Source organism: Streptomyces sp. NBC_01363 (assembly GCF_026340595.1).
GTDB lineage: Bacteria > Actinomycetota > Actinomycetes > Streptomycetales > Streptomycetaceae > Streptomyces.
The window spans coordinates 4,996,301-5,014,064 of record NZ_JAPEPF010000001.1 but is presented as its reverse complement, the minus strand read 5'-3'; the positions used below and the strand labels follow the sequence as shown (position 1 = coordinate 5,014,064).

Genomic DNA, 17,764 nt, shown 5'->3' with positions numbered 1-17,764 from the left:
CTCAGCGGACCACGGCCGCCAGCCGGCGGGTGAAGTCGTCGGTCTCCGGCAGGTTGTCGTGCCGGGCCGCCAACCGGCTGTGCAGGCCGCGCAGTTCCTGGCCGAGCAGCGTGGACGCGGTGACCTCGGTGGTGTCCAGGACCGGTCCCGCGATGGCGATCGCCGCCTGCGGGTCCTGGGCGCAGGCATGGGCGTCCGCCATCCGTACCAGGAACAGCATCCGCGCCGAATGCATCCCGGGCGGGAGCAGACCCAGCGCGGTGCGGGCCGCCCCGACCGCGCGCAGCGCCAGTCGCCGGTCCCCGGTCGCCGCGGCGAGGTCGCGCAGCGCCCCGGCGGCACCCGACTCCACCCGCAGGCGCACGGAGGCGACGGACAGCCAGGGCGCCTCCGTCTCGTCCTGCTCGCCGACCCGGTCCAGCTGCGACCAGGCACGGTCGATGTGGCCCAGGGTCTGCCGCGCGTCGCCCCGTACCGCGTGTCCGCGCGCCAGGTACAGATCGCTCATCGCACCCGCCCAGTGCCGGCCGGCGGCGGCCTGCCGGATCGCGCCTCCGTAGGCGAGGGCGGACGGGCCGTCGCCCTCCAGCCGCGCCAGCGTGCTCATGTCGCTGAGCGCGGCCACCTCCGTTCCGACATGACCGGCCAGTCCGGCCCAGATCAGCGACCGGTCGAGCCAGGCCATCGCCGTCGCGTTGCGGCCCCACAGCAGTCGCAGGCAGCCGGCGGACTGCGCGTACTCGGCCGCCAGCGGCGCGAGTTGGCGTTGGTACGGGGCCGCGGGCAGGGCCATCCAGCGGAGCATCGCGTGCAGGGTGCGCTCGACCACGACGGTCGCTCCGGGCCAGGCGCGCTCCTCGTCGGCCCGCAGGCAGACGGCGAGCAGCGCCGTCAGGGCATGCACCGTGTCGATGTCCAGCGCCGGGCACGCCACGGTGGCCGGGCCGAGCGAGCAGAAGGCCGAGTGCAGGGCGACGACATCGGCGAGTACGGGGACGGTGCAGCCGTCACGGCCGTGCACCGGACACATCAGCCCGTAGCTGGGCAGGCGGCTGGGCAGGACGGTGTCCGGCGGCAGCATCGCGAGCAGGGTGCCTCCCGCGGGCTCCCCGGGCAGGGGGCCCTGCCGTGCGGGGGCCGGTGCGGGGCGCGCACCCGCACCCTCCTCGCCGGTGCCGCCCGCGCCCGCGGCCTCCGCCGCCTCGCAGGCGGCGAGGAGCGCGCCGCCCGCCGACATCAGCTCGTCCAGCCTGCGGGCCAGCGGCAGCGGTGTCCGGCGGGTGCCGTGCTCCAGTTTGCTGATCGCGGTGTGGTCGTATCCGACGCGGGCACCCACCTGGGCCTGGGTGAGCCCGGCGCGCCTGCGCCACTGACGCAAACAGGTGCCGAAGGCACGCCACGCCTCTGCGGTGCGGGCATCCGGCGCGGGGCCCATGCCCTCGGTCACCCGGAACTCCGCGGAACCCCGCCGGATGCCCCACCCGTGCCACGCTCATGGCTCATAGCCGGGAGGATAGCGAGCGCGTGTGCGCGCTGTCCCCTGTGTGCCGGGAAGATGGCGCCTTCCCGTTCCCTCCCGTTACGCGGTGGCACCGCCCGATCCGACGATCCGTCATATCCCGTGGGTCGCCTGCGGGATGGGGCGCAGTGGCCGATTACGCCCGGTGGCCCGGACGATTCGCGGAGGAGCCGCATGAACGGGTCGCCCGCCGGGCATATGACGGGTGACCGACAGGGGGTGGTGGCAGTGGGCCGCATCAGGATCGTCCGACGACCGCAGCTGCCGTCCCGGCCGCCGCCCCTCGATCTGAGGACCCCGTCCGGCCGCCCGCTGCCGTACTGAGCGCGGGGCCCCGGCGCGTCACCGTCCGGGGCGGGACCGCGCCGCGCCCTGTCCGTGGGAACCCGCGAAATCTCCTTCTGCGTGATGATGGGCGGGGAGCCGTCGCGGCGAGCGGCAGTAGCCGGAGGCATCGCGTCGGCCGATGCGGAAGGGACGGCCGCCATGCACGCATCCCGGACGAAGAGACCGGCCGCGGTGTCAGCGGTCGCGCTGGCGCTGCTCGTCGCCACGCCGGCCGGCTGCCGGGGCGGCGGTGGGGGAACGGCCTCCTCGCCGAACGGCCCCGTCACGCCCACGTCCGCCGGATCGCGCGCCCACGTGCTCGCCGTGAAGATCGACAACGTCGGCCCCGCCCGCCCGCAGACCGGGCTCGACGAGGCGGACATCATCTACGTGGAGCAGGTCGAGGCCGGTCTCAGCCGCATACTGGCCGCCTATTCGTCCAGGCTGCCGGCCGTGGTCGGCCCGGTGCGCAGCGCCCGGGAGTCGGACCTGGAGCTGCTCCGCCAGTTCGACCGGCCGACGCTCGCCTTCTCCGGGGCCCAGTCCAAGCTCCTCCCGGCCATCGCGGCGGCCCCGTTGGACCCGGTGTCCCCCGAGAAGGATCCGAACGCCTACTTCCGCGACACCGGCCGCCCGGCACCGCACAACCTCTATCTGCGCACCGGCAGGACACCGCACGCCACCACCGGCGCGAACGCGGCCTCGGACATCGGGCTGCGTTTCGCCGCCGCCGTGCCGGGCGGCAGGAGCGTCGCCGGTCGCACCGTCCGCTATCCGGCGGCGAGCTTCGCGTTCACCTGGTCGGCCGAGCGGGACCGGTGGCTCGTGTCCATGGACGGCACACCGGCCCGTACGGCCGAAAGCGCCCGGCTCGGCGCGGCCGATGTGGTGGTGCAGTACGTCACCGTGCGCCCCTCGCTGTTCCGGGACCGGTGGGGCAGCACGTCCCCGTACACCGAGACCGTGGGCTCCGGCTCCGCCCTGGTGCTGCGCGACGGCAAGGAGTACGACGTCCGTTGGTCACGGCCCGCGGTCGACTCCACGACCTCCTTCACCACCCGGGACGGCAAGCCGATGACCTTCGCCCCGGGCCAGATCTGGTTCGTCCTCGCGCAGAAGTGAGACGACCGGCGGACCCGGCCATCTCGTCGGTGCGGCACCCGGATTACGGAAAACCGCAGGGTGGCTGGTGCGGAGAACCGTAGCCGGTTCGACGGCAACCCCCCTACCGGCGCCGGTCGTCGATTCCTAGCGTTGCCGGTGAGGCGCGGCGGACTTCTCGCGCCTCACCACAACGGCCAGGAGTCAGTTCATGGATTTCGTCATTCTGGGTCTCCCCCAGGAACCCGCGGGCGGTGTGGCGGGCTGGGCGGCCGGCCTCGTCGACACCATGGGAGGTCCGGGAGCCGGCCTCGCCATCGCCCTGGAGAACCTCTTTCCGCCGCTGCCCAGCGAGGTCATTCTCCCGCTGACCGGGTTCGCGGCGGGGCAGGGTGTCATCGGGCTGGCCTCCGCGCTCTTCTGGACCACTCTGGGTTCGGTGGTCGGCGCGGTGGTTCTGTACTGGATCGGAATGCTCTTCGGCCGCGACCGCATGCATGCGATCTGGGCGAGGCTTCCGCTGGTGAAGGGTTCCGATCTGGAACGTACGGAACGGTGGTTCGCCCGGCACGGCACCAAGGCCGTGCTCCTCGGCCGCATGGTGCCGATCTTCCGCAGTCTCATCTCCGTGCCGGCCGGAGTGGAACGCATGTCGCTGCCGGTCTTCGTGACGCTGACCGCCCTGGGCAGCCTGCTGTGGAACTCGGTGCTCGTGATGGCCGGTTACTGGCTCGGCGACCGGTGGGATCTGGTGGAGACCTACGTCGGGGTCCTGTCCAAGGCCGTTCTCGTCCTGGTCCTGGTCGCCCTCGCCGGGTACGTGGCCATGCGCCTGCGGCCCCGTGGCCGGGCACAACACCGCCGGGTCCCGTGAGCCCGACGCCGAAGCCCCGCACGCCCGTGGTCGCCCCTGCCCGGCCGGAAGGATCTTGCCGGGAGCATGCCGCGCGGCTAGGGTCTCTCGTTCGGATCAGGCCGGATCAGGGAGCGAGGTCCGGTGCTGTGGATCGCAAGGCGGAGGAGGGCGTCATGGCGGAGCCATGGCGACCGACGACAACGCGGCGAGGCGCGGTGCCGGGGCACGCGAGCCCGGCATGGCCCGAACGAGAGACCCGGGGGTCGGCAACCGTGCAGGGGGACTCCGCGGACGGTACGACCGGCCATCCTCCAGGGCTGCCCGACCAGCGGCGCGACGGGACGGGCGCCCCTGTGGCGCACCCTCGTCCCTGGCTCCGCAGAGCCGCGGGCGCACTGCTCGGCTGCTGCACCGCCCTGACCGGACTGCTGTACTTCGCCGTACCGGGCGGCCTGTCGCTGCCGTTCGTCCTGTGTCCCCGTACCCGGCTGCGCGCTCTGGCCCTGCTGAGCGCCGGGGCGCGGGGGCTCACCGGCCTGGAACGGCTCCGCCGCAGTGTCTTCTTCGGCGACGTGTTCCCCGCCCACCGCGCGTCCGACCAGGATGTCCTTCGCTATCTGGCCGCCCGCACCGGCGCCGGGGCACTGTACGCCGGGGTGCTCGCGCTGCTGGGGTACGGGGCCGTACTGGCCGGACTGCTCGCCGCGGGGGTGGCCCGCGACCCCACCGACTGGCAGGGCCTGCTGCCCCAGGCGGCACTCGGCGGTGTCCTCCTCTTCCTCGACCTCCAGGGTCTCTTCTCGCTGAACGCACTCGACACCCGGTTGGCACGCGATCATTTCGGGCCATCCGAACGGGAGTTGCTGGAGCGGCGCATCGCCGAACTCGCCGCCAGCCGGGCCTCGGTGCTCCGGGCGGTCGACGCGGAACGCAGGCGCATCGAACGCGATCTGCACGACGGCGTGCAGCAGCGGCTCGTGGCACTGGCCATGCTGCTGGGCCGGGCCCGCCGCAACCGGACGCCCGAGCAGGCCGAGTTACTGCTTCGGCAGGCCCACCAGGCCTCCCAGGAAGTTCTCACCGAACTGCGCGAGGTGGCCTGGCGCGTCTACCCGTCGCCGCTCGACGACCTGGGACTCGAAGAGGCTCTCGGCGGAGTGGCCCAACGCTGCGGCATTCCGCTGCACATGGAGTTCGCGCTGCCGCTGCCCCTGCCCCGGCCGGTGGAGACCGCCGCCTACTTCGTGGTCTGCGAGGCCGTGACCAACGCGGCCAAGCACTCCCGGGCGACCCGTATCCGGGTGAGCGTCAGGGGCGACGGGAACCGGGTGTCCGTGTCCGTCCAGGACAACGGCACCGGGGGCGCGGATCCGCTGGGCGGCGGACTGTCCGGGCTGCGCGGCCGGGTGGAGGCGCTGGACGGCCGGCTGTACATCGACAGCCCCTGCGGGGGCCCCACCACGATCACCGCGGAGTTGCCGTGCGCGTAATGCTCGCCGAGGACTCGACCCTGCTCAGAGAGGGCCTCGCCCTGCTGCTCGCGGAGGAGGGGCACGAGGTCCTCGCCTCGGTGGGTGACGGCACCTCCCTCGTCCGGGCGGTCGAGGCCGACCCGCCGGACCTCGTCGTCGTCGACATCCGGATGCCTCCCACCCACACCGACGAGGGGCTGCGGGCCGCGCTGGAGATCCGCGAGCGCTGGCCCCTGGTCGGTGTGCTGGTGCTCTCCCAGCACGTGGAACGCAACTACGCGGTCCGGCTGCTGTCCCAGAACGCCGAGCGGGTCGGCTATCTGCTCAAGGACCGGGTCGCGCAGGTCGACGAGTTCCTGGAATCGCTGGAGCGGATCCACGCGGGCGGCGCGTCCATCGACGCGGAGGTCGTACGGCAGTTGGTGGTCCGCACCACGCACGTCGACCCGTTGGCCCGGCTGACTCCCCGGGAGCACAGCGTCCTGCAGGAGCTGGCGCAGGGCCGCAGCAACGCGGCCATCGCACAGCAGCTGCACATCTCGCTCAGCTCGGTCGAGAAGAACCTCAACGCGGTCTTCGAGAAGCTCGATCTGCCGCGCGCCACCGGCTACAGCCGACGAGTGCTGGCGGTCCTGCGCTATCTGGAGTCGTGACCGGGTTCTCCCGGTCCCGGCGCGCTCAGCCCCGCCGGGCGGCGGCGTACCGGCTCAGGAAGAGGGCCTCGACATGGGCCATGTGCTGGATCTCGGTGGGGTCGACGCTCTCGTTGGGGGCGTGGATGAGGCACTGCGGTTCCTCCACGCCCATCAGGATGATCTCGGCGCGGGGGTACGCGCCGGTGAGGACGTTGCACAGCGGGATGGAGCCGCCCTGGCCGAGGGCGGCCATCGGCTTGCCGTAGACGTCCGCCATGGCCCGGCCCAAGGTCGCGTAGGCCGGTCCGTCGGTGGCGGCCCGGAACGGCGCCCCGGTCCCTTCCGGTTCGACCGAGACGTGCGCGCCCCAGGGGGCGGCCTTCTCCAGATGGGCGGTCAGTGCCAGCAGAGCGGCGTCCGCGTCCGTTCCCGGGGGTACGCGCAGGCTCACCCGGGCCCGTGCGGTGCCCTGGAGGGCGGCGGAGGAGCCGACGACCGGCGGGCAGTCGATGCCCAGGACGGTGACGGCGGGGCGGGCCCAGAGCCGGTCGGAGACCGTACCGGAACCGGTGAGCGACACCCCGTCCAGCACATCGGCGTCGCGCCGGAACTGCTCCTCGTCGTACGGCGCCCCGGACCAGGCCCCGGAGGCGTCGAGGCCGTCGATGCGTGTTCCGCCGTCCTGGCCGCGCAGGGTGGACAGGAGCTGGACGAGGGCGGCGAGGGCGTCCGGGGCCGGCCCGCCGAACATCCCGGAGTGCACTTCTCCCCGGAGCGTGGACACGGTCACCACGAGACTGGCGAGGCCCCGCAGGGAGGTGGTCACGGTCGGCTGCCCCACGGCGGCGTTGCCCGTGTCGCAGATCAGCAGGGCGTCGGCCAGGAACTCCTCACGGTGCTGCTCGACGTACGCCTCCATGCCGCCGGTGCCCTGTTCCTCCGAGCCCTCGGCGACGAACCGGAGCCCGACGGGCAGGTCGTCCCCGAGGGCCCGCAGAGCGGTGAGGTGCATGACGATGTTGCCCTTGCAGTCCGCGGTGCCGCGTCCGTACCAGCGGCCGTCGCGCTCGGTGAGCGTGAAGGGGGCGAGGTCCAGGCGGCGTCGTCGAGCGGCGGCTGGACGTCGTAGTGACAGTAGAGCAGCACGGTCGGTGCTCCGGGCGGTGGCGGGCGGTGGCCGAGCACCGCGGCGCTGCCGTCGGGCGTCTCGGCGAGATGCACATCGTGCAGGCCCGCCCCGGTGAAGGCGTCGGCGACCCACTGGGCCGCTCTCCGGCATTCCTCGGGCGGGTACTGGCGGGGGTCGGCGATGGACGGAATCGAGACCAGCTCGGTGAGATCCGCCTTGGCGCGCGGCATCAGGGCGGCGATCCGGTCGGCCAGTTCGTGCTCGCTCATCGTTGTCTCCCGGTCGTCGGGTCCGGACTCGGGTGGTCCGGTTCTCGTGGTCCTTCGGGGCGTACGGGTTCAGCGCCGGACCGTGCTGTCGGTCCTGAGCTCGTCCACGGTCCGGTCGAACGCTTCGACCTGGTCCGGGCAGTAGACCTGGAGGACGATCCGTTCGGCTCCGACCGCCCTGGTGTCGGCGATGACGGGCCGCTGTCCGGGCCCGTCCGAGCCGTTGGACAGCTGGATCTTCCACAGGGCGGTCCTGAGCGCGTCGTCGGGGGACTCGCACACGATGCCGCCGTCCGTGCCCAGCAGCCTCTGGACGGCGCCGGGGTCGGGTGCCGGATATCCGGCCTCCACCAACTGGTCGCTGAGCACGTCGGCCTTCTTGCGGGACTCGTTGGTGGCCCTGACGCTCGTGTACTGGACGATGCCGATGACGACGAGGGCGACCAGGAGCACGATCGCGCCGAGGTAGATCCAGCGGTGCTCGGAGGCCATGCGCGTCGGGCTCATGCGCCACCGTCCGCCGTCGCGCCTTCCGGACCGGCCGGGGGCCCGCGGCGGGAGTGCGCCAGCTGGGCTTCCGGAGCCTGAGGAAGAGGTACGGCAGGAGCAGGCCGAGCACGACGAGCCCGCCGCCGACCAGCGCGATGTACGTCCAGACGCTGCCGCCGCCGAACTGCGAGGACGGTACGAAGCCGATGGCCAGGGCGGCGAGCGAGGCGAGCAGGCCGAGGACGCACAGGGGTACGAGGGCGGGGGCGCGGTAGCCGAGCGGGTGGTCGGGCTGGGTCCTGCGGAGCCGGATCGCGGCGGCGAACATCAGCAGGTAGACGATGAGATACACCTGTGTGGTGATCACGGAGAAGATCCAGTAGGCACTGGAGACATTGGGGATCAGCGCGTACATGAGGGCGATGGCGGTGGTCACGACGCCCTGGGTGACGAGGATGTTCTGCTGGATGCCGTTCTTGTTGAGCTTCTGGAGGAACGGTGGCAGATAGCCCTCCTCCCGGGAGATCAGCAGGAGGCCCTTGGACGGCCCCGCCAGCCAGGTCAGCATGCCGCCGAGCGCCGCCGCGACGAGGGCGACGGCCACGACCGGGGTGAGCCAGCCGACGTGGAAGTGCGAGAAGAACGCGTCGAACGCCTGCATCACACCGGCGGTGAGGCTCAGTTGCTCGGCCGGGACGACCCAGCTGATGGCCAGCGCCGGAAGGATGAAGATCAGCAGCACCAGTCCCATGGCGAGGAACATCGACCTCGGGTACAGGAAGGTGCCGGATTTCCGGACCGGGTTCCGCACCGGCCGTCCTTGATCGATGATGATGCGGATGGCTGCCGTCCCCGGTACGGCACCGGCTCCAGGAAGGGGTTCCCGATGCGGGAAACGACGCCAGACCGGTCTCCGTCGGACGCCCGGTCCGACCACGGCCCGGACCAGGAGGCCCAGGTGATCGTGGTGGGGGCGGGGCCCGCGGGATCGGCCGCGGCCTTCCACCTCGCCAGGGCGGGTGTCGATGTCCTGCTGCTGGAGAAGTCCCACTTCCCCCGGGAGAAGGTGTGCGGGGACGGCCTGACTCCGCGTGCGGTGCACCAACTCATCAGGATGGGCGTCGACATCAAGGCTCCGGGATGGACGCGCTCACGCGGTATGCGGTGGGTGGCCGGGGACCACCAGGTGCACATCGACTGGCCCGCGCTCGGCCGTTACCCGGACTTCGGCCTCTCGCGCAGCCGGCACGATTTCGACGACATCCTCGCCCGGCACGCCGTCGCCGCCGGAGCTCGGCTGCGCAGCGGTGTGAAGGTGACCGAGCCGCTGACCGACCGGCCCGGCCGCATCACCGGTGTCACCGCCACGACCACGGAGAAGGAGCCCCTGACCTTCCACGCACCGATCGTGATCGCCGCCGACGGCGCCTCCGCCCGCCTCGCTCTCGCCATGGGTCTGCAGCGGGACAGGAACAGGCAGATCGCGACGGCCGCCCGCCGCTACTACCGCAGCCCCGAGCGCTCCGCGGAGGAGTATCTGGAGCTGTGGGCCGACCTCCGGTTCCCCGGGAGCGATCACTACCTGCCCGGATACGGCTGGATCTTCCCCATGGGCGACGGCCGCGTCAACGTCGGGCTCGGTGCGCTGCCGCACCGACGGCACGGAAAGGCGGACCTGCGCGCCACCCTGGACGAGTGGCTGGCCCGTACGCCGGAGGCCTGGGGACTGCGCGAGGAGAACGCGGAGGGCCCGGTCCGCAGCGCGGCCCTTCCGCTGGGCTTCAACCGTCATCCCCTCTACACCCGCGGACTCCTGCTCGTCGGCGACTCCGGGGGCATGATCAGTCCCTGGAACGGCGAGGGGATCGGCCAGGCCATGGAGGCCGGCGAGGTCGCCGCCGAGACCGCCACGCTGGCCCTCGCCCTTCCCCGGGGCCCCCGGCGCGAGCAGGTGCTGCACGGCTACCCCGTCGAGATGAACCGCCGCTGGGGGCGCTACTACCGCCTCGGCAACACGGCCGCCGATCTGGTCTTCAGCCGTTCCGGTTTCCAGCCGGTCCTCAACCGTTACGTCATGGGGTCGCCGTTCCTGCTCAACACCCTGGCCCGGCTTCTCACCAACCTCACGGACAAGCCCTCGCACGACCTGGTCGACCATCTGCTCAACGGCGTCGTGCGTCTCGTACCGGAACCGAAGGTGCGGCGCAGGCGCTGAGACGGGTCCGGGCCGGGCGAGGCCCTTCGCGGATACGCCCTACGACCGGCGGCGGGGTTTGCCGCGTTTGGCGGCCTTGGGGCCGGAGCCGCTCCGCGGGTTCTTCCCGCCCGACCTGCCGGCCGACTTGCCGGTTGATCCGCCGGTCGCCCTGCCCGCTGCGGGCTTGCGCCGCGCACCGTCCGAGTCGGCGCGCTTGCCCTTCGGCTGCGCCTGGGGCCTCGCTCGACCCCTTGTGCTGTTGACGGTCCTCCCTCGGACGATCCCGATGAACTCCTCCACCAGATCGGTGGTCTCGTCCTCCAGCCAGGACAGCGCGACGCGCGATTCGGGGGCGTCCGAAACCGGCCGGTACGTGAGGTCCTTGCGGTGGTGGAGGCGGGCGAGCGACTGCGGTACGACGAGCAGCCCCACCCCCGCCGCCACCAGCTCGACGGCGTCCGCGGTGGTGGCGGGGCGCTCGATGGCGGGCCGCCCCGGGCGCTGCTCCCAGTCGAGGGTGTCGTCGAGGGGGTGCAGCACGATGTCATCGGCCAGGTCCGCGGCGGAGACCTCGTCGACCGTCGCCATGATGTGGTCCTTCGGGACCACGACCACGGTCGTCTCGGCGTAGAGGGGGATGGCGCTGAGAGCCGTCCGGTCGATCGGCAGGCGCACCAGACCGGCGTCGGCGTCACGGCCCCGCAGCACGTCGGGCGCCTCGGCGGCCGACACCCCCACGAGGGTCAGCGGGACGTCGGGCAGCCGCTCGTTCCAGATCCGCACCCACTTTCCGGGTGTCACCCCCGGGACGTACGCGAGCCGGAACGAAGGGGTTTCTTCCGAGCTTGTCACTCCGCCAGGTTACCGGCCCTGGTCAGAGGTGGCGCACATGCTCGATACCCTTGTCCTCATGACGTCGCACAAGACCGCCCAGACGATGAAGCCCGCAACCGCGGCAAAGAAGCTGGGTGTGTACCTCGAGGCCACCCCCGCCGAGTTCCAGGAGGGTGTCGTCTCGCGCACCGAGCTCAACGCACTGCAGGCCGATCCGCCCAAGTGGCTGCAGGAACTGCGACGCAACGGCCCGCACCCCCGGCCGGTGGTCGCCGCGAAGCTGGGTGTCTCGATCTCGGGCCTCGCCCGTGGCGGAATCACTGAAGCCCTCACGACGGAGCAGATCGACGCGCTGAAGCAGGAAGCCCCCGACTGGCTCCAGCAGGAACGCGCCACCCAGGCGGAGGTCCGGAAGGAAACGGTGCGCATCAAGGAGAAGAACGCCGCCCGCGACGACCAGCAGGCCTGATCCGGACGAAAGGCCTAACCGTCGGCGGCCACGCCCAGCATCCGGGCATGCAGGGCGCGGACCTCGTCGGCGAGCGACGGGTCGGGGCCTGACACCGGAATGCCCGGAGCGACGGCACGGATGGGGAGGGCCGCGACCGGCCCCGCGTCGAAGCCCCAACTCCGGTGCCACGCCACCAGTTGCTCGGCGCTCGACGCGTACACGATGCGGCCCAGGCCGACCCAGGCGTGGGCCGCACTGCACATCGGGCAGTGCTCGCCCGATGTGTAGACGACACTCGTCCGCCGCTCCTGCGGGGACAGGTTCTCGGCAGCCCAGCGTGCGATCTCGAACTCCGGATGGCGGGTCGCGTCGCCGTCCTTGACCCTGTTGCGGTCGTGGAACCTGACCGTGCCGCGTTCGTCCACGAGGAGCGAGCCGAACGGCTCGTCACCGGCCGTGAGCGCCTCGCGCGCCAGGTCGACGCAACGACGGAGGTACGCCCGGTCCTCCTCCGTGACCGTCTGCGGCTCGTTCACCGCACTCATATCACTCTCTGTGCCCATATCGCCAGGCTAACAGTTCCACCGCATTCGGTATACCATTCGTGCACGGTGGGCGGCCTCGGCGCGGCCCTCCCTCGCATGCCGACCGGCCGCGACAGCCGGTCCGTCGACGGCGACACGGAGGCACGAGCCAGTGAGGAACGCTCCGGCGGACACCGCCGCGCGGGAAACGGTCTGGAACGCACCGGGCATGCCCGCGCTGCTGCTCCTGACGGCCATGGGATTCTCGGGATTCGCGGCGCTGCTGCCCACCGCGCCGCTCTGGGCCGTGCACGGCGGCGCCGACGCGGCCGGCGCCGGTTCGGTCAACGCGATCCTGATGCTCTGCACCGTGCTCGCCCAGACCCTCGTCCCAACGGCGATACGCCGCCTCGGCTGGCGGACCACCCTGGTCTGCGGGATGGTCCTGCTCGGTGTTCCCGCGCTCCCGCACCTGCTGACGGCGGACCTCGGCGTGGTGCTCGCCCTCGCCGTGGTGCGCGGACTCGGGTTCGGCGTGCTCACCGTCTGCGGCGCGAGCGCCGTCGCCGAACTCGTCGAGCCGGCCCGGCGCGGAAAGGCGGTCGGGGCATACGGTCTGGCGATCGCGGGGCCTCAGTTCATCCTGGTCTCGACCGCGCCCTGGGCCGCGGAGAACCTCGGCTTCGGGGTCGTGTTCGCGATCGGTGCGCTGCCCCTGCTCGGCGTGCTGCCCGCACTGCGGCTCGCCCGCCGGCTGAGCGGGCACCCGGCCGGGACCGAGGACCCACCGCACCGGGACGGCACGGCGGGCGGACGCGCCGCGTACCTTCCGCTGCTCCGGCCGATGCTGCTCCTGCTCGGCGTCACGACGGCCGGGGGCGCCCTGATCACCTTCGCCCCGCAGATGAGCAGCGACCCCACCGCGACCCTGGCCGGATTGCTGCTCCTGACGGGGACGGCGGCCGCCTCCCGCTGGCGGTTCGGGGCACTGGCCGACCGGTACGGCACCCGGCCGTTCCTGTGGCCGCTCGTGATCGTCACGGCCGCTGGGCTCGCCCTGACCGCCTGGGCGGTGACCTCGCCGGAGGCGACGGGCCTGGTTCCCCTGCTGGCCGGGACGGCCCTGGTCGGGGTCAGCTACGGCGGGCTCCAGAACCTGACCCTGGTGGACGCCTTCGCCGCCGTCGACCGTCGGTCCAGCGGCGTCGCGAGCGCCGTATGGAACATCGGGTTCGACGCCGGAACGGGAGTGGGCGCCCTCCTCGTCGGCTACCTCGCCACGGCGGCCTCATTCTCCCTGGCGCTCATGGTCACGGCCGCGCTCTCCCTCGCCACACTGCCACTCGCCCTCGCACGTCGGCGCGGTGCCGGACTCCGCCACCCGACCGACCGACACCAGAGCATTTGGTATACCATCGCTTCATGGCTCATGTGATACTGACGAACGTCCGCCCCTGGGGTGCGGCACCCGTGGACATCGTGATGTCCGACGCCGAGATCCTCTCCGTGGTGCCCGCCGGAACGGCGGCCGGCGACGGTGACCGCCTCGACGGCGGCGGGCTTCTCGCCCTGCCCGGCTTCATCAACGCGCACGCCCATCTCGACAAGAGCTGGTGGGGGCAGCCATGGGTCTCCTACGGCGGGGAGGCCACGACGCAGGGTCGCATCTCCCACGAACGCGCGGAGCGCGACGGGCTCGGCATCCCCAGCCCGTCCTCGACTCGTGCCGTGCTGGGCGAGTCCCTCCGGCACGGCACGACGGCGGTACGCAGTCACGTGGACGTCGACCTCGGTGTCGGACTGCACGGGATCGAGGTGGTCCGCGAGGCGGTGGCCGCGTTCGGCGGCGCGATCGAGGTGGAGATCGTCGCGTTCCCGCAGGACGGCGTGATGCGCCGCCCCGGTGTGCTGGAACTCCTCGATCAGGCGGCCGCGGCGGGCGCGACCGCCATCGGCGGCCTCGACCCGGCTTCGATCGACCGCGACCCCGTGGCGCAGCTCGACGGCCTCTTCGGCATCGCGGAGCGGCAGGGCGTCGGGCTCGACATCCATCTGCACGACGGAGGGGATCTCGGCGCCTTCCAGATCGAGCTCATCATCGATCGCACCCTGCGTACGGGCCTGCACGGCAAGGTGACGGTCTCGCACGGCTTCGCCCTGGGCGAGCTGCCGGCGAACCGGCAGCAGAGCCTGCTCGAAGCCTGCGAGGAAGCCGGTATCTCCTGGGCGACCGTGGCCCCGGTCCGCACCGCGCCGCTGCCCTGGCGCGGAATGCGGGACCGCGGCGTCCCGATCGGTCTGGGCACCGACGGGATCAGGGACCTGTGGTCGCCGTACGGTGACGGCGACCTCCTGCGCGTCGCGCTCGGCTTCGCCCGGCTCCACGGCCTGCGCACCGACGAGGAACTGGCCTACGCGGTGGAGCTGGCCTCCACGCGCGCGGCGGGCTTCGTGCACCGCGACGCCCACGACATCGTCGCGGGGGCGCGGGCGGACATCGTGCTGCTGGACGCCGAGAACGTCCAGGACGCCCTCGTCCGTACGCCGCGCCGACAGCTGGTGATCGCCGGTGGGCGAGTGGTGGTCCGGGACGGCGAGCTCCGGATCTGATCCCGGTCGGTGACGACGGGTACGGCCGCGGCGGAGAGGTTCCGCCGCGGCCGTGCTCCTGGTCCGGGCCCACGTCGCCCTGGTCCGGGTCCACACCCGATGATGGCCGGCGCCCCCGCGCTACGGGACGTGCACGCCGCTGTACCTGAGCAGTTGGGGCACTCGGGCCGCGGGGTCAGCGGAACCACGACCAGCAGGAGCGCGCTGAGGAAGGCGGTGGTACCGACCCCCAGCGAGGCGAAATGCATCACACCGATGGCGAGTTCCTGGAGGCCGAGGGCGCGCCCCCGCACCTCCGGCGCGGTCGTCATCAGCAGCAAGGTGGTCTGCAGCGCGCCGAACGAAGCGCTCATCAACCCGATGCACGCCATCAGGGCGAACGAGAGCGGCACCGTCCGGGACAGTGCGAACAGCGACCACAGGACACCCCACGCCGCCGTGCGGAGCACGAACAGCCCGCCCTTGAACCTGAAGTCGAGCATGGCGATGACGAGTGAACCGGCGAGGCCGCCCAGGCCCCCGCAGGTCAGGAGCCATCTCAGGCCCGCGGCGTCGAGCCCGAGGGTCTCCTTCGCGAACACGGGCATGAACGCCTGACAGACCGGCCACAGCAGGACGTTCGCGGCGAGGGTGACGCGCCGTACGGCCGCTGTGAGCCTGCTGGTCAGGACCGTACGGAATCCGCAGGCGAGCATCCGCAGCTCCGGTTCCGGCCGGCCCGGTGCCGTCTGTCCCACGCCGCGCAGGGGCCAGGGCGCCACGAGTGACACCGCGTACCAGCTGGTCGAGATCCAGAGGGCCGCGGGCGCCCCGAAGGCGCTGATCATCGCCCCGCCGATCGCCGGGCCGATGACGGCGAGCAGGAACTCCGAACCGGGTCGTGTCGAACACGAGCCGGCCCAGGACCAGCGTCTGCGTCCACGCGCCGCCGTAGAAGAACAGGTTGGAGACCCACAGGAAGCGGAACCCGGGGCTGCTCCGCAGCGAGGCCAGCGCCTGCCCGACCCCTGATGCCGCCCGCGGCTCCCGCGGTACGGACCCCGACGACGCCTCCACCGCAGGACGACAAGGACCGGCGCCGGAAGCTGGTACGCATCACCGGGAGCGGCCGGGAGCCGGCCGTCCGCCTCGCGCCCGCGGTCGTCGCGGTGAACGAGGAGATGCCGGCGCCGTTCTCCCCCGAGGAACGGGAGCAGTTCCTCGGCCTGTTGCGGCGGGCGGCGCAGCGGAGGGAGCGGTGACTCCGCCTCCGTGGCAGCCGGTGCCGCCGGACGCCGGTGCCGCTGCCGGGCGGCGCGCTCAGGAGACCGTGAGCGCTCCGGTGTCATGGGCGACCCGGCCGCCGACGACGGTCGCCCCCACCGGCAGCTCCCCGATGCGTTCCGGGGCCACTGCGAGCAGGTCGTCGCTGAGCACCGCGAAATCGGCGAGCATGCCCCGGGCGAGGGTCCCCTTGATGTGCTCCTCGTGGACGGCGTGGGCCGAGCCGACCGTGTAGGCGGTCAGCGCCTCCCGTGCCGTCACCGCCTCGTGCGGGCCGATCGGCGCACCCGAGGCGGTCCGCCGGTTCACCATGCCGTGGATGCTCAGCAGCGGGTCGGAGGCGACCACGGGGGCGTCCGAGGAGCCGGGCAGGACCAGGCCCGCGTCCAGGAACGACCGCATCCGGTAGGCCAGTCGGGAGCGTTCGGGGCCCAGCGCCGCCAGCAGTCCGTCACCGGTCTCGGAGAGGAACCGGCCCTGCGGCACCGGGATCAGGCCGAGCGCCGCGATCCGGGCCACCTGCGCGTCGCTGGTCACCGCGCATGGGTGGGCAGCACTCCGAACTGATCGTGCGCACACCCGACGGCCCGCTCACGGTCCCCCTGTACGCGGGTTGGGACGCCTCCCACTACGCCCGCTCCGCCATCCACGCCCCGGTCGACGGACTGCGTACCTACTGCGACGTCCGCATGCGGCGGTTCCCGGGGCTGTGACCCGCACCCCGGACAGCCGGTGCGACGGCGCTACCAGTAGTGGCGCCGGCCGCCCACCGCGTGCCCCACGGCGCCCAGGATCCACAGAATGGCACCGATCACGACGAGCGCGACGCCGATGGTCCACAGGATCGAGATTCCGGCCACCAGGCCGATGACCAGCAGAATGACACCGAGGACGATCATGGCGTCCTCCAATCGTGCGGTTCCCCCCAGTATGCGCCCGGCCGCGCACCGGAGGAATCCGGCAGGATCACCCGCCCGGCGACGCGATCACACCCCCGGCAGCCGGCGCGCGCGGAGCGGCGCAGGCAGCGAGCCGACGCGGCTACTCGAACCGCGTGATGTCACCGGCTCCCCGGCGGACGATCTCGGGTTCGCCGCCGGAGAAGTCGATGACCGTGGTCGGCTCGGTGCCGCAGTCGCCCGAGTCGACGACGGCGTCCACCACGTGGTCGAGCCGTTCCTTGATCTCCCAGCCCTGCGTCAGCGGCTCGTCCTCGTCGGGCAGGAGCAGGGTGCTGGAGAGCAGCGGTTCCCCGAGTTCGGCGAGCAGCGCCTGAGCGACCACGTGGTCGGGGATCCGGACTCCGACCGTCTTCTTCGGGTGCAGCAGTTGGCGCGGCACCTCTTTGGTCGCGGGGAGGATGAAGGTGTAACTGCCGGGCGTCGCCGCCTTGATCGCCCGGAACACGTCGTTGTCGACGTGCACGAACTGCCCGAGCTGCGCAAAGTTCTGGCACACGAGCGTGAAGTGGTGACGGTCGTCGAGGTGCCGGATCGACCGGATCCGGCCGATGCCGTCACGGCTGCCCAGCCTGCACCCCAGTGCGTAGCAGGAGTCCGTCGGGTACGCGACGAGCGCGCCGGATCGGATGCTGTCGGCCACGCTGCTGATGGTGCGCCGCTGAGGATTCTCGGGGTGTACGTCGAAATACTTCGCCATTCGCGGAGTCTACGGGCTGCCCGTCGACCGGACCGCTCATCGGCGGGCGTGTGGCCGCATCGCCCGTCCGCGCGCCGCCGGTGTGGCGGTCGGCGAGGGCTGCGGCCGGGGCGACGACAGCGGGCACCATGCGATCCGAGCCGCACGGTGCCGGGCCCGGCCGCACGGGTGGTGGCGTTGTTTCCGGTTTCAGTTCCAGCGGTCCTGGTTGATGAAGCGGCTGAAGCCTCGTCAGGAGTTGGGTCCCATCGCGCCGTCGATGGAACCGGTGTAGCCGTGCGCGGCGGCCAGGCGCTGGAACTGAAACCACGACCACAGAAACCGGAACCGGAAACAACGCCGGGGTGAGAACCCTTGCGGGCAGAAGCCGCCCGGAATACGGGACCGGCGGTACCGACAGCACAGAGAATCCCCGGCCCGCAATTGCGG

Annotated in this window: 17 protein-coding genes and 2 pseudogenes; 10 read left to right on the top strand and 9 right to left on the bottom strand. The window is 72.2% G+C overall.

Features of this window, described 5'->3' with window-relative positions:
• Position 1: 1 nt before the first annotated feature.
• The gene (locus OG611_RS22725) at positions 2–1,447 is read right to left on the bottom strand and encodes a helix-turn-helix transcriptional regulator (RefSeq protein WP_266423126.1); all 1,446 of its coding nucleotides are present in this window, start codon (positions 1,445–1,447) and stop codon (positions 2–4) included.
• Positions 1,448–2,005: 558 nt separating this feature from the next.
• On the opposite strand from OG611_RS22725, the gene OG611_RS22720 reads away from it, so the two are divergent.
• The 4 genes from OG611_RS22720 to OG611_RS22705 all read left to right on the top strand — a co-directional run bounded on the left by OG611_RS22720 (position 2,006) and on the right by OG611_RS22705 (position 5,928).
• Positions 2,006–2,968 carry a DUF3048 domain-containing protein gene (locus OG611_RS22720; RefSeq protein ID WP_266423123.1) on the top strand — a complete coding sequence of 321 codons (963 nt, stop codon included), beginning with the start codon at positions 2,006–2,008 and terminating at the stop codon, positions 2,966–2,968.
• A 190-nt stretch (positions 2,969–3,158) separates the two neighbouring features.
• A complete protein-coding gene (locus tag OG611_RS22715) occupies positions 3,159–3,821 on the top strand; it encodes a DedA family protein (protein WP_266423120.1) in 663 nt (220 codons plus the stop codon).
• A 254-nt stretch (positions 3,822–4,075) separates the two neighbouring features.
• Positions 4,076–5,293, top strand: a complete 1,218-nt coding sequence (locus OG611_RS22710) for a sensor histidine kinase (RefSeq protein ID WP_266423117.1) — start codon at positions 4,076–4,078, stop codon at positions 5,291–5,293.
• Positions 5,293–5,928: a response regulator transcription factor gene (locus OG611_RS22705; protein WP_266426113.1), complete on the top strand. Its 636-nt coding sequence runs from the start codon at positions 5,293–5,295 to the stop codon at positions 5,926–5,928. The genes OG611_RS22710 and OG611_RS22705 overlap by 1 nt, the downstream gene beginning before the upstream one ends.
• Before the next feature lie 25 nt (positions 5,929–5,953).
• Here OG611_RS22705 and OG611_RS22700 read toward each other — a convergent pair.
• The 3 genes and pseudogenes from OG611_RS22700 to OG611_RS22690 all read right to left on the bottom strand — a co-directional run.
• A pseudogene (locus OG611_RS22700) lies at positions 5,954–7,308 on the bottom strand (dipeptidase).
• A gap of 69 nt (positions 7,309–7,377) precedes the next feature.
• Positions 7,378–7,815: a hypothetical protein gene (locus tag OG611_RS22695; protein WP_266423114.1), complete on the bottom strand. Its 438-nt coding sequence runs from the start codon at positions 7,813–7,815 to the stop codon at positions 7,378–7,380.
• Between the two features lie 181 nt (positions 7,816–7,996).
• A pseudogene (locus tag OG611_RS22690) lies at positions 7,997–8,548 on the bottom strand (amino acid permease); the annotation flags it as partial.
• 135 nt (positions 8,549–8,683) lie between these two features.
• Here OG611_RS22690 and OG611_RS22685 point away from each other — a divergent pair.
• On the top strand, positions 8,684–10,012 hold the full coding sequence (locus OG611_RS22685; RefSeq protein ID WP_266423111.1) for a geranylgeranyl reductase family protein: 1,329 nt from the start codon (positions 8,684–8,686) through the stop codon (positions 10,010–10,012).
• A 39-nt stretch (positions 10,013–10,051) separates the two neighbouring features.
• Here the strand turns inward: OG611_RS22685 and OG611_RS22680 are convergent, their stop codons facing one another.
• A complete protein-coding gene (locus tag OG611_RS22680; RefSeq protein WP_266423109.1) occupies positions 10,052–10,846 on the bottom strand; it encodes a LysR family substrate-binding domain-containing protein in 795 nt (264 codons plus the stop codon).
• A 58-nt stretch (positions 10,847–10,904) separates the two neighbouring features.
• Here OG611_RS22680 and OG611_RS22675 point away from each other — a divergent pair, with 58 nt between their 5' ends.
• Positions 10,905–11,297 carry a DUF5997 family protein gene (locus OG611_RS22675; protein WP_266423106.1) on the top strand — a complete coding sequence of 131 codons (393 nt, stop codon included), beginning with the start codon at positions 10,905–10,907 and terminating at the stop codon, positions 11,295–11,297.
• Between the two features lie 14 nt (positions 11,298–11,311).
• On the opposite strand, the gene OG611_RS22670 is transcribed toward OG611_RS22675, so the two are convergent.
• The gene (locus OG611_RS22670) at positions 11,312–11,824 is read right to left on the bottom strand and encodes a nucleoside deaminase (RefSeq protein WP_266426111.1); all 513 of its coding nucleotides are present in this window, start codon (positions 11,822–11,824) and stop codon (positions 11,312–11,314) included.
• Positions 11,825–11,975: 151 nt separating this feature from the next.
• Here OG611_RS22670 and OG611_RS22665 point away from each other — a divergent pair, with 151 nt between their 5' ends.
• From OG611_RS22665 to OG611_RS22655, 3 genes are all read left to right on the top strand, one after another.
• Positions 11,976–13,238, top strand: a complete 1,263-nt coding sequence (locus OG611_RS22665; protein ID WP_266423103.1) for an MFS transporter — start codon at positions 11,976–11,978, stop codon at positions 13,236–13,238.
• Positions 13,226–14,413 carry an amidohydrolase gene (locus OG611_RS22660; protein ID WP_266423100.1) on the top strand — a complete coding sequence of 396 codons (1,188 nt, stop codon included), beginning with the start codon at positions 13,226–13,228 and terminating at the stop codon, positions 14,411–14,413. The genes OG611_RS22665 and OG611_RS22660 overlap by 13 nt, the downstream gene beginning before the upstream one ends.
• Before the next feature lie 1,010 nt (positions 14,414–15,423).
• Positions 15,424–15,654 carry a MarR family winged helix-turn-helix transcriptional regulator gene (locus OG611_RS22655; protein WP_266423098.1) on the top strand — a complete coding sequence of 77 codons (231 nt, stop codon included), beginning with the start codon at positions 15,424–15,426 and terminating at the stop codon, positions 15,652–15,654.
• Positions 15,655–15,712: 58 nt separating this feature from the next.
• On the opposite strand, the gene OG611_RS22650 is transcribed toward OG611_RS22655, so the two are convergent.
• Positions 15,713–16,213 (bottom strand): amidohydrolase family protein, encoded by a 501-nt coding sequence (locus OG611_RS22650; RefSeq protein ID WP_266423095.1) that lies wholly within the window; start codon positions 16,211–16,213, stop codon positions 15,713–15,715.
• 5 nt (positions 16,214–16,218) lie between these two features.
• Here OG611_RS22650 and OG611_RS22645 point away from each other — a divergent pair, with 5 nt between their 5' ends.
• Entirely contained in the window at positions 16,219–16,389 is a 171-nt protein-coding gene (locus OG611_RS22645; RefSeq protein ID WP_266423093.1) for a hypothetical protein, read from the top strand.
• Between the two features lie 30 nt (positions 16,390–16,419).
• On the opposite strand, the gene OG611_RS22640 is transcribed toward OG611_RS22645, so the two are convergent.
• Together OG611_RS22640 and OG611_RS22635 are read right to left on the bottom strand one after the other, a co-directional pair.
• Complete coding sequence (locus OG611_RS22640; RefSeq protein WP_266423090.1) at positions 16,420–16,575, bottom strand: DUF6131 family protein; 156 nt, start codon at positions 16,573–16,575, stop codon at positions 16,420–16,422.
• A 142-nt stretch (positions 16,576–16,717) separates the two neighbouring features.
• Positions 16,718–17,335, bottom strand: coding sequence for an L-threonylcarbamoyladenylate synthase (locus OG611_RS22635; RefSeq protein ID WP_266423088.1), 618 nt, complete (start codon positions 17,333–17,335; stop codon positions 16,718–16,720).
• Between the last annotated feature and the right edge of the window lie 429 nt (positions 17,336–17,764).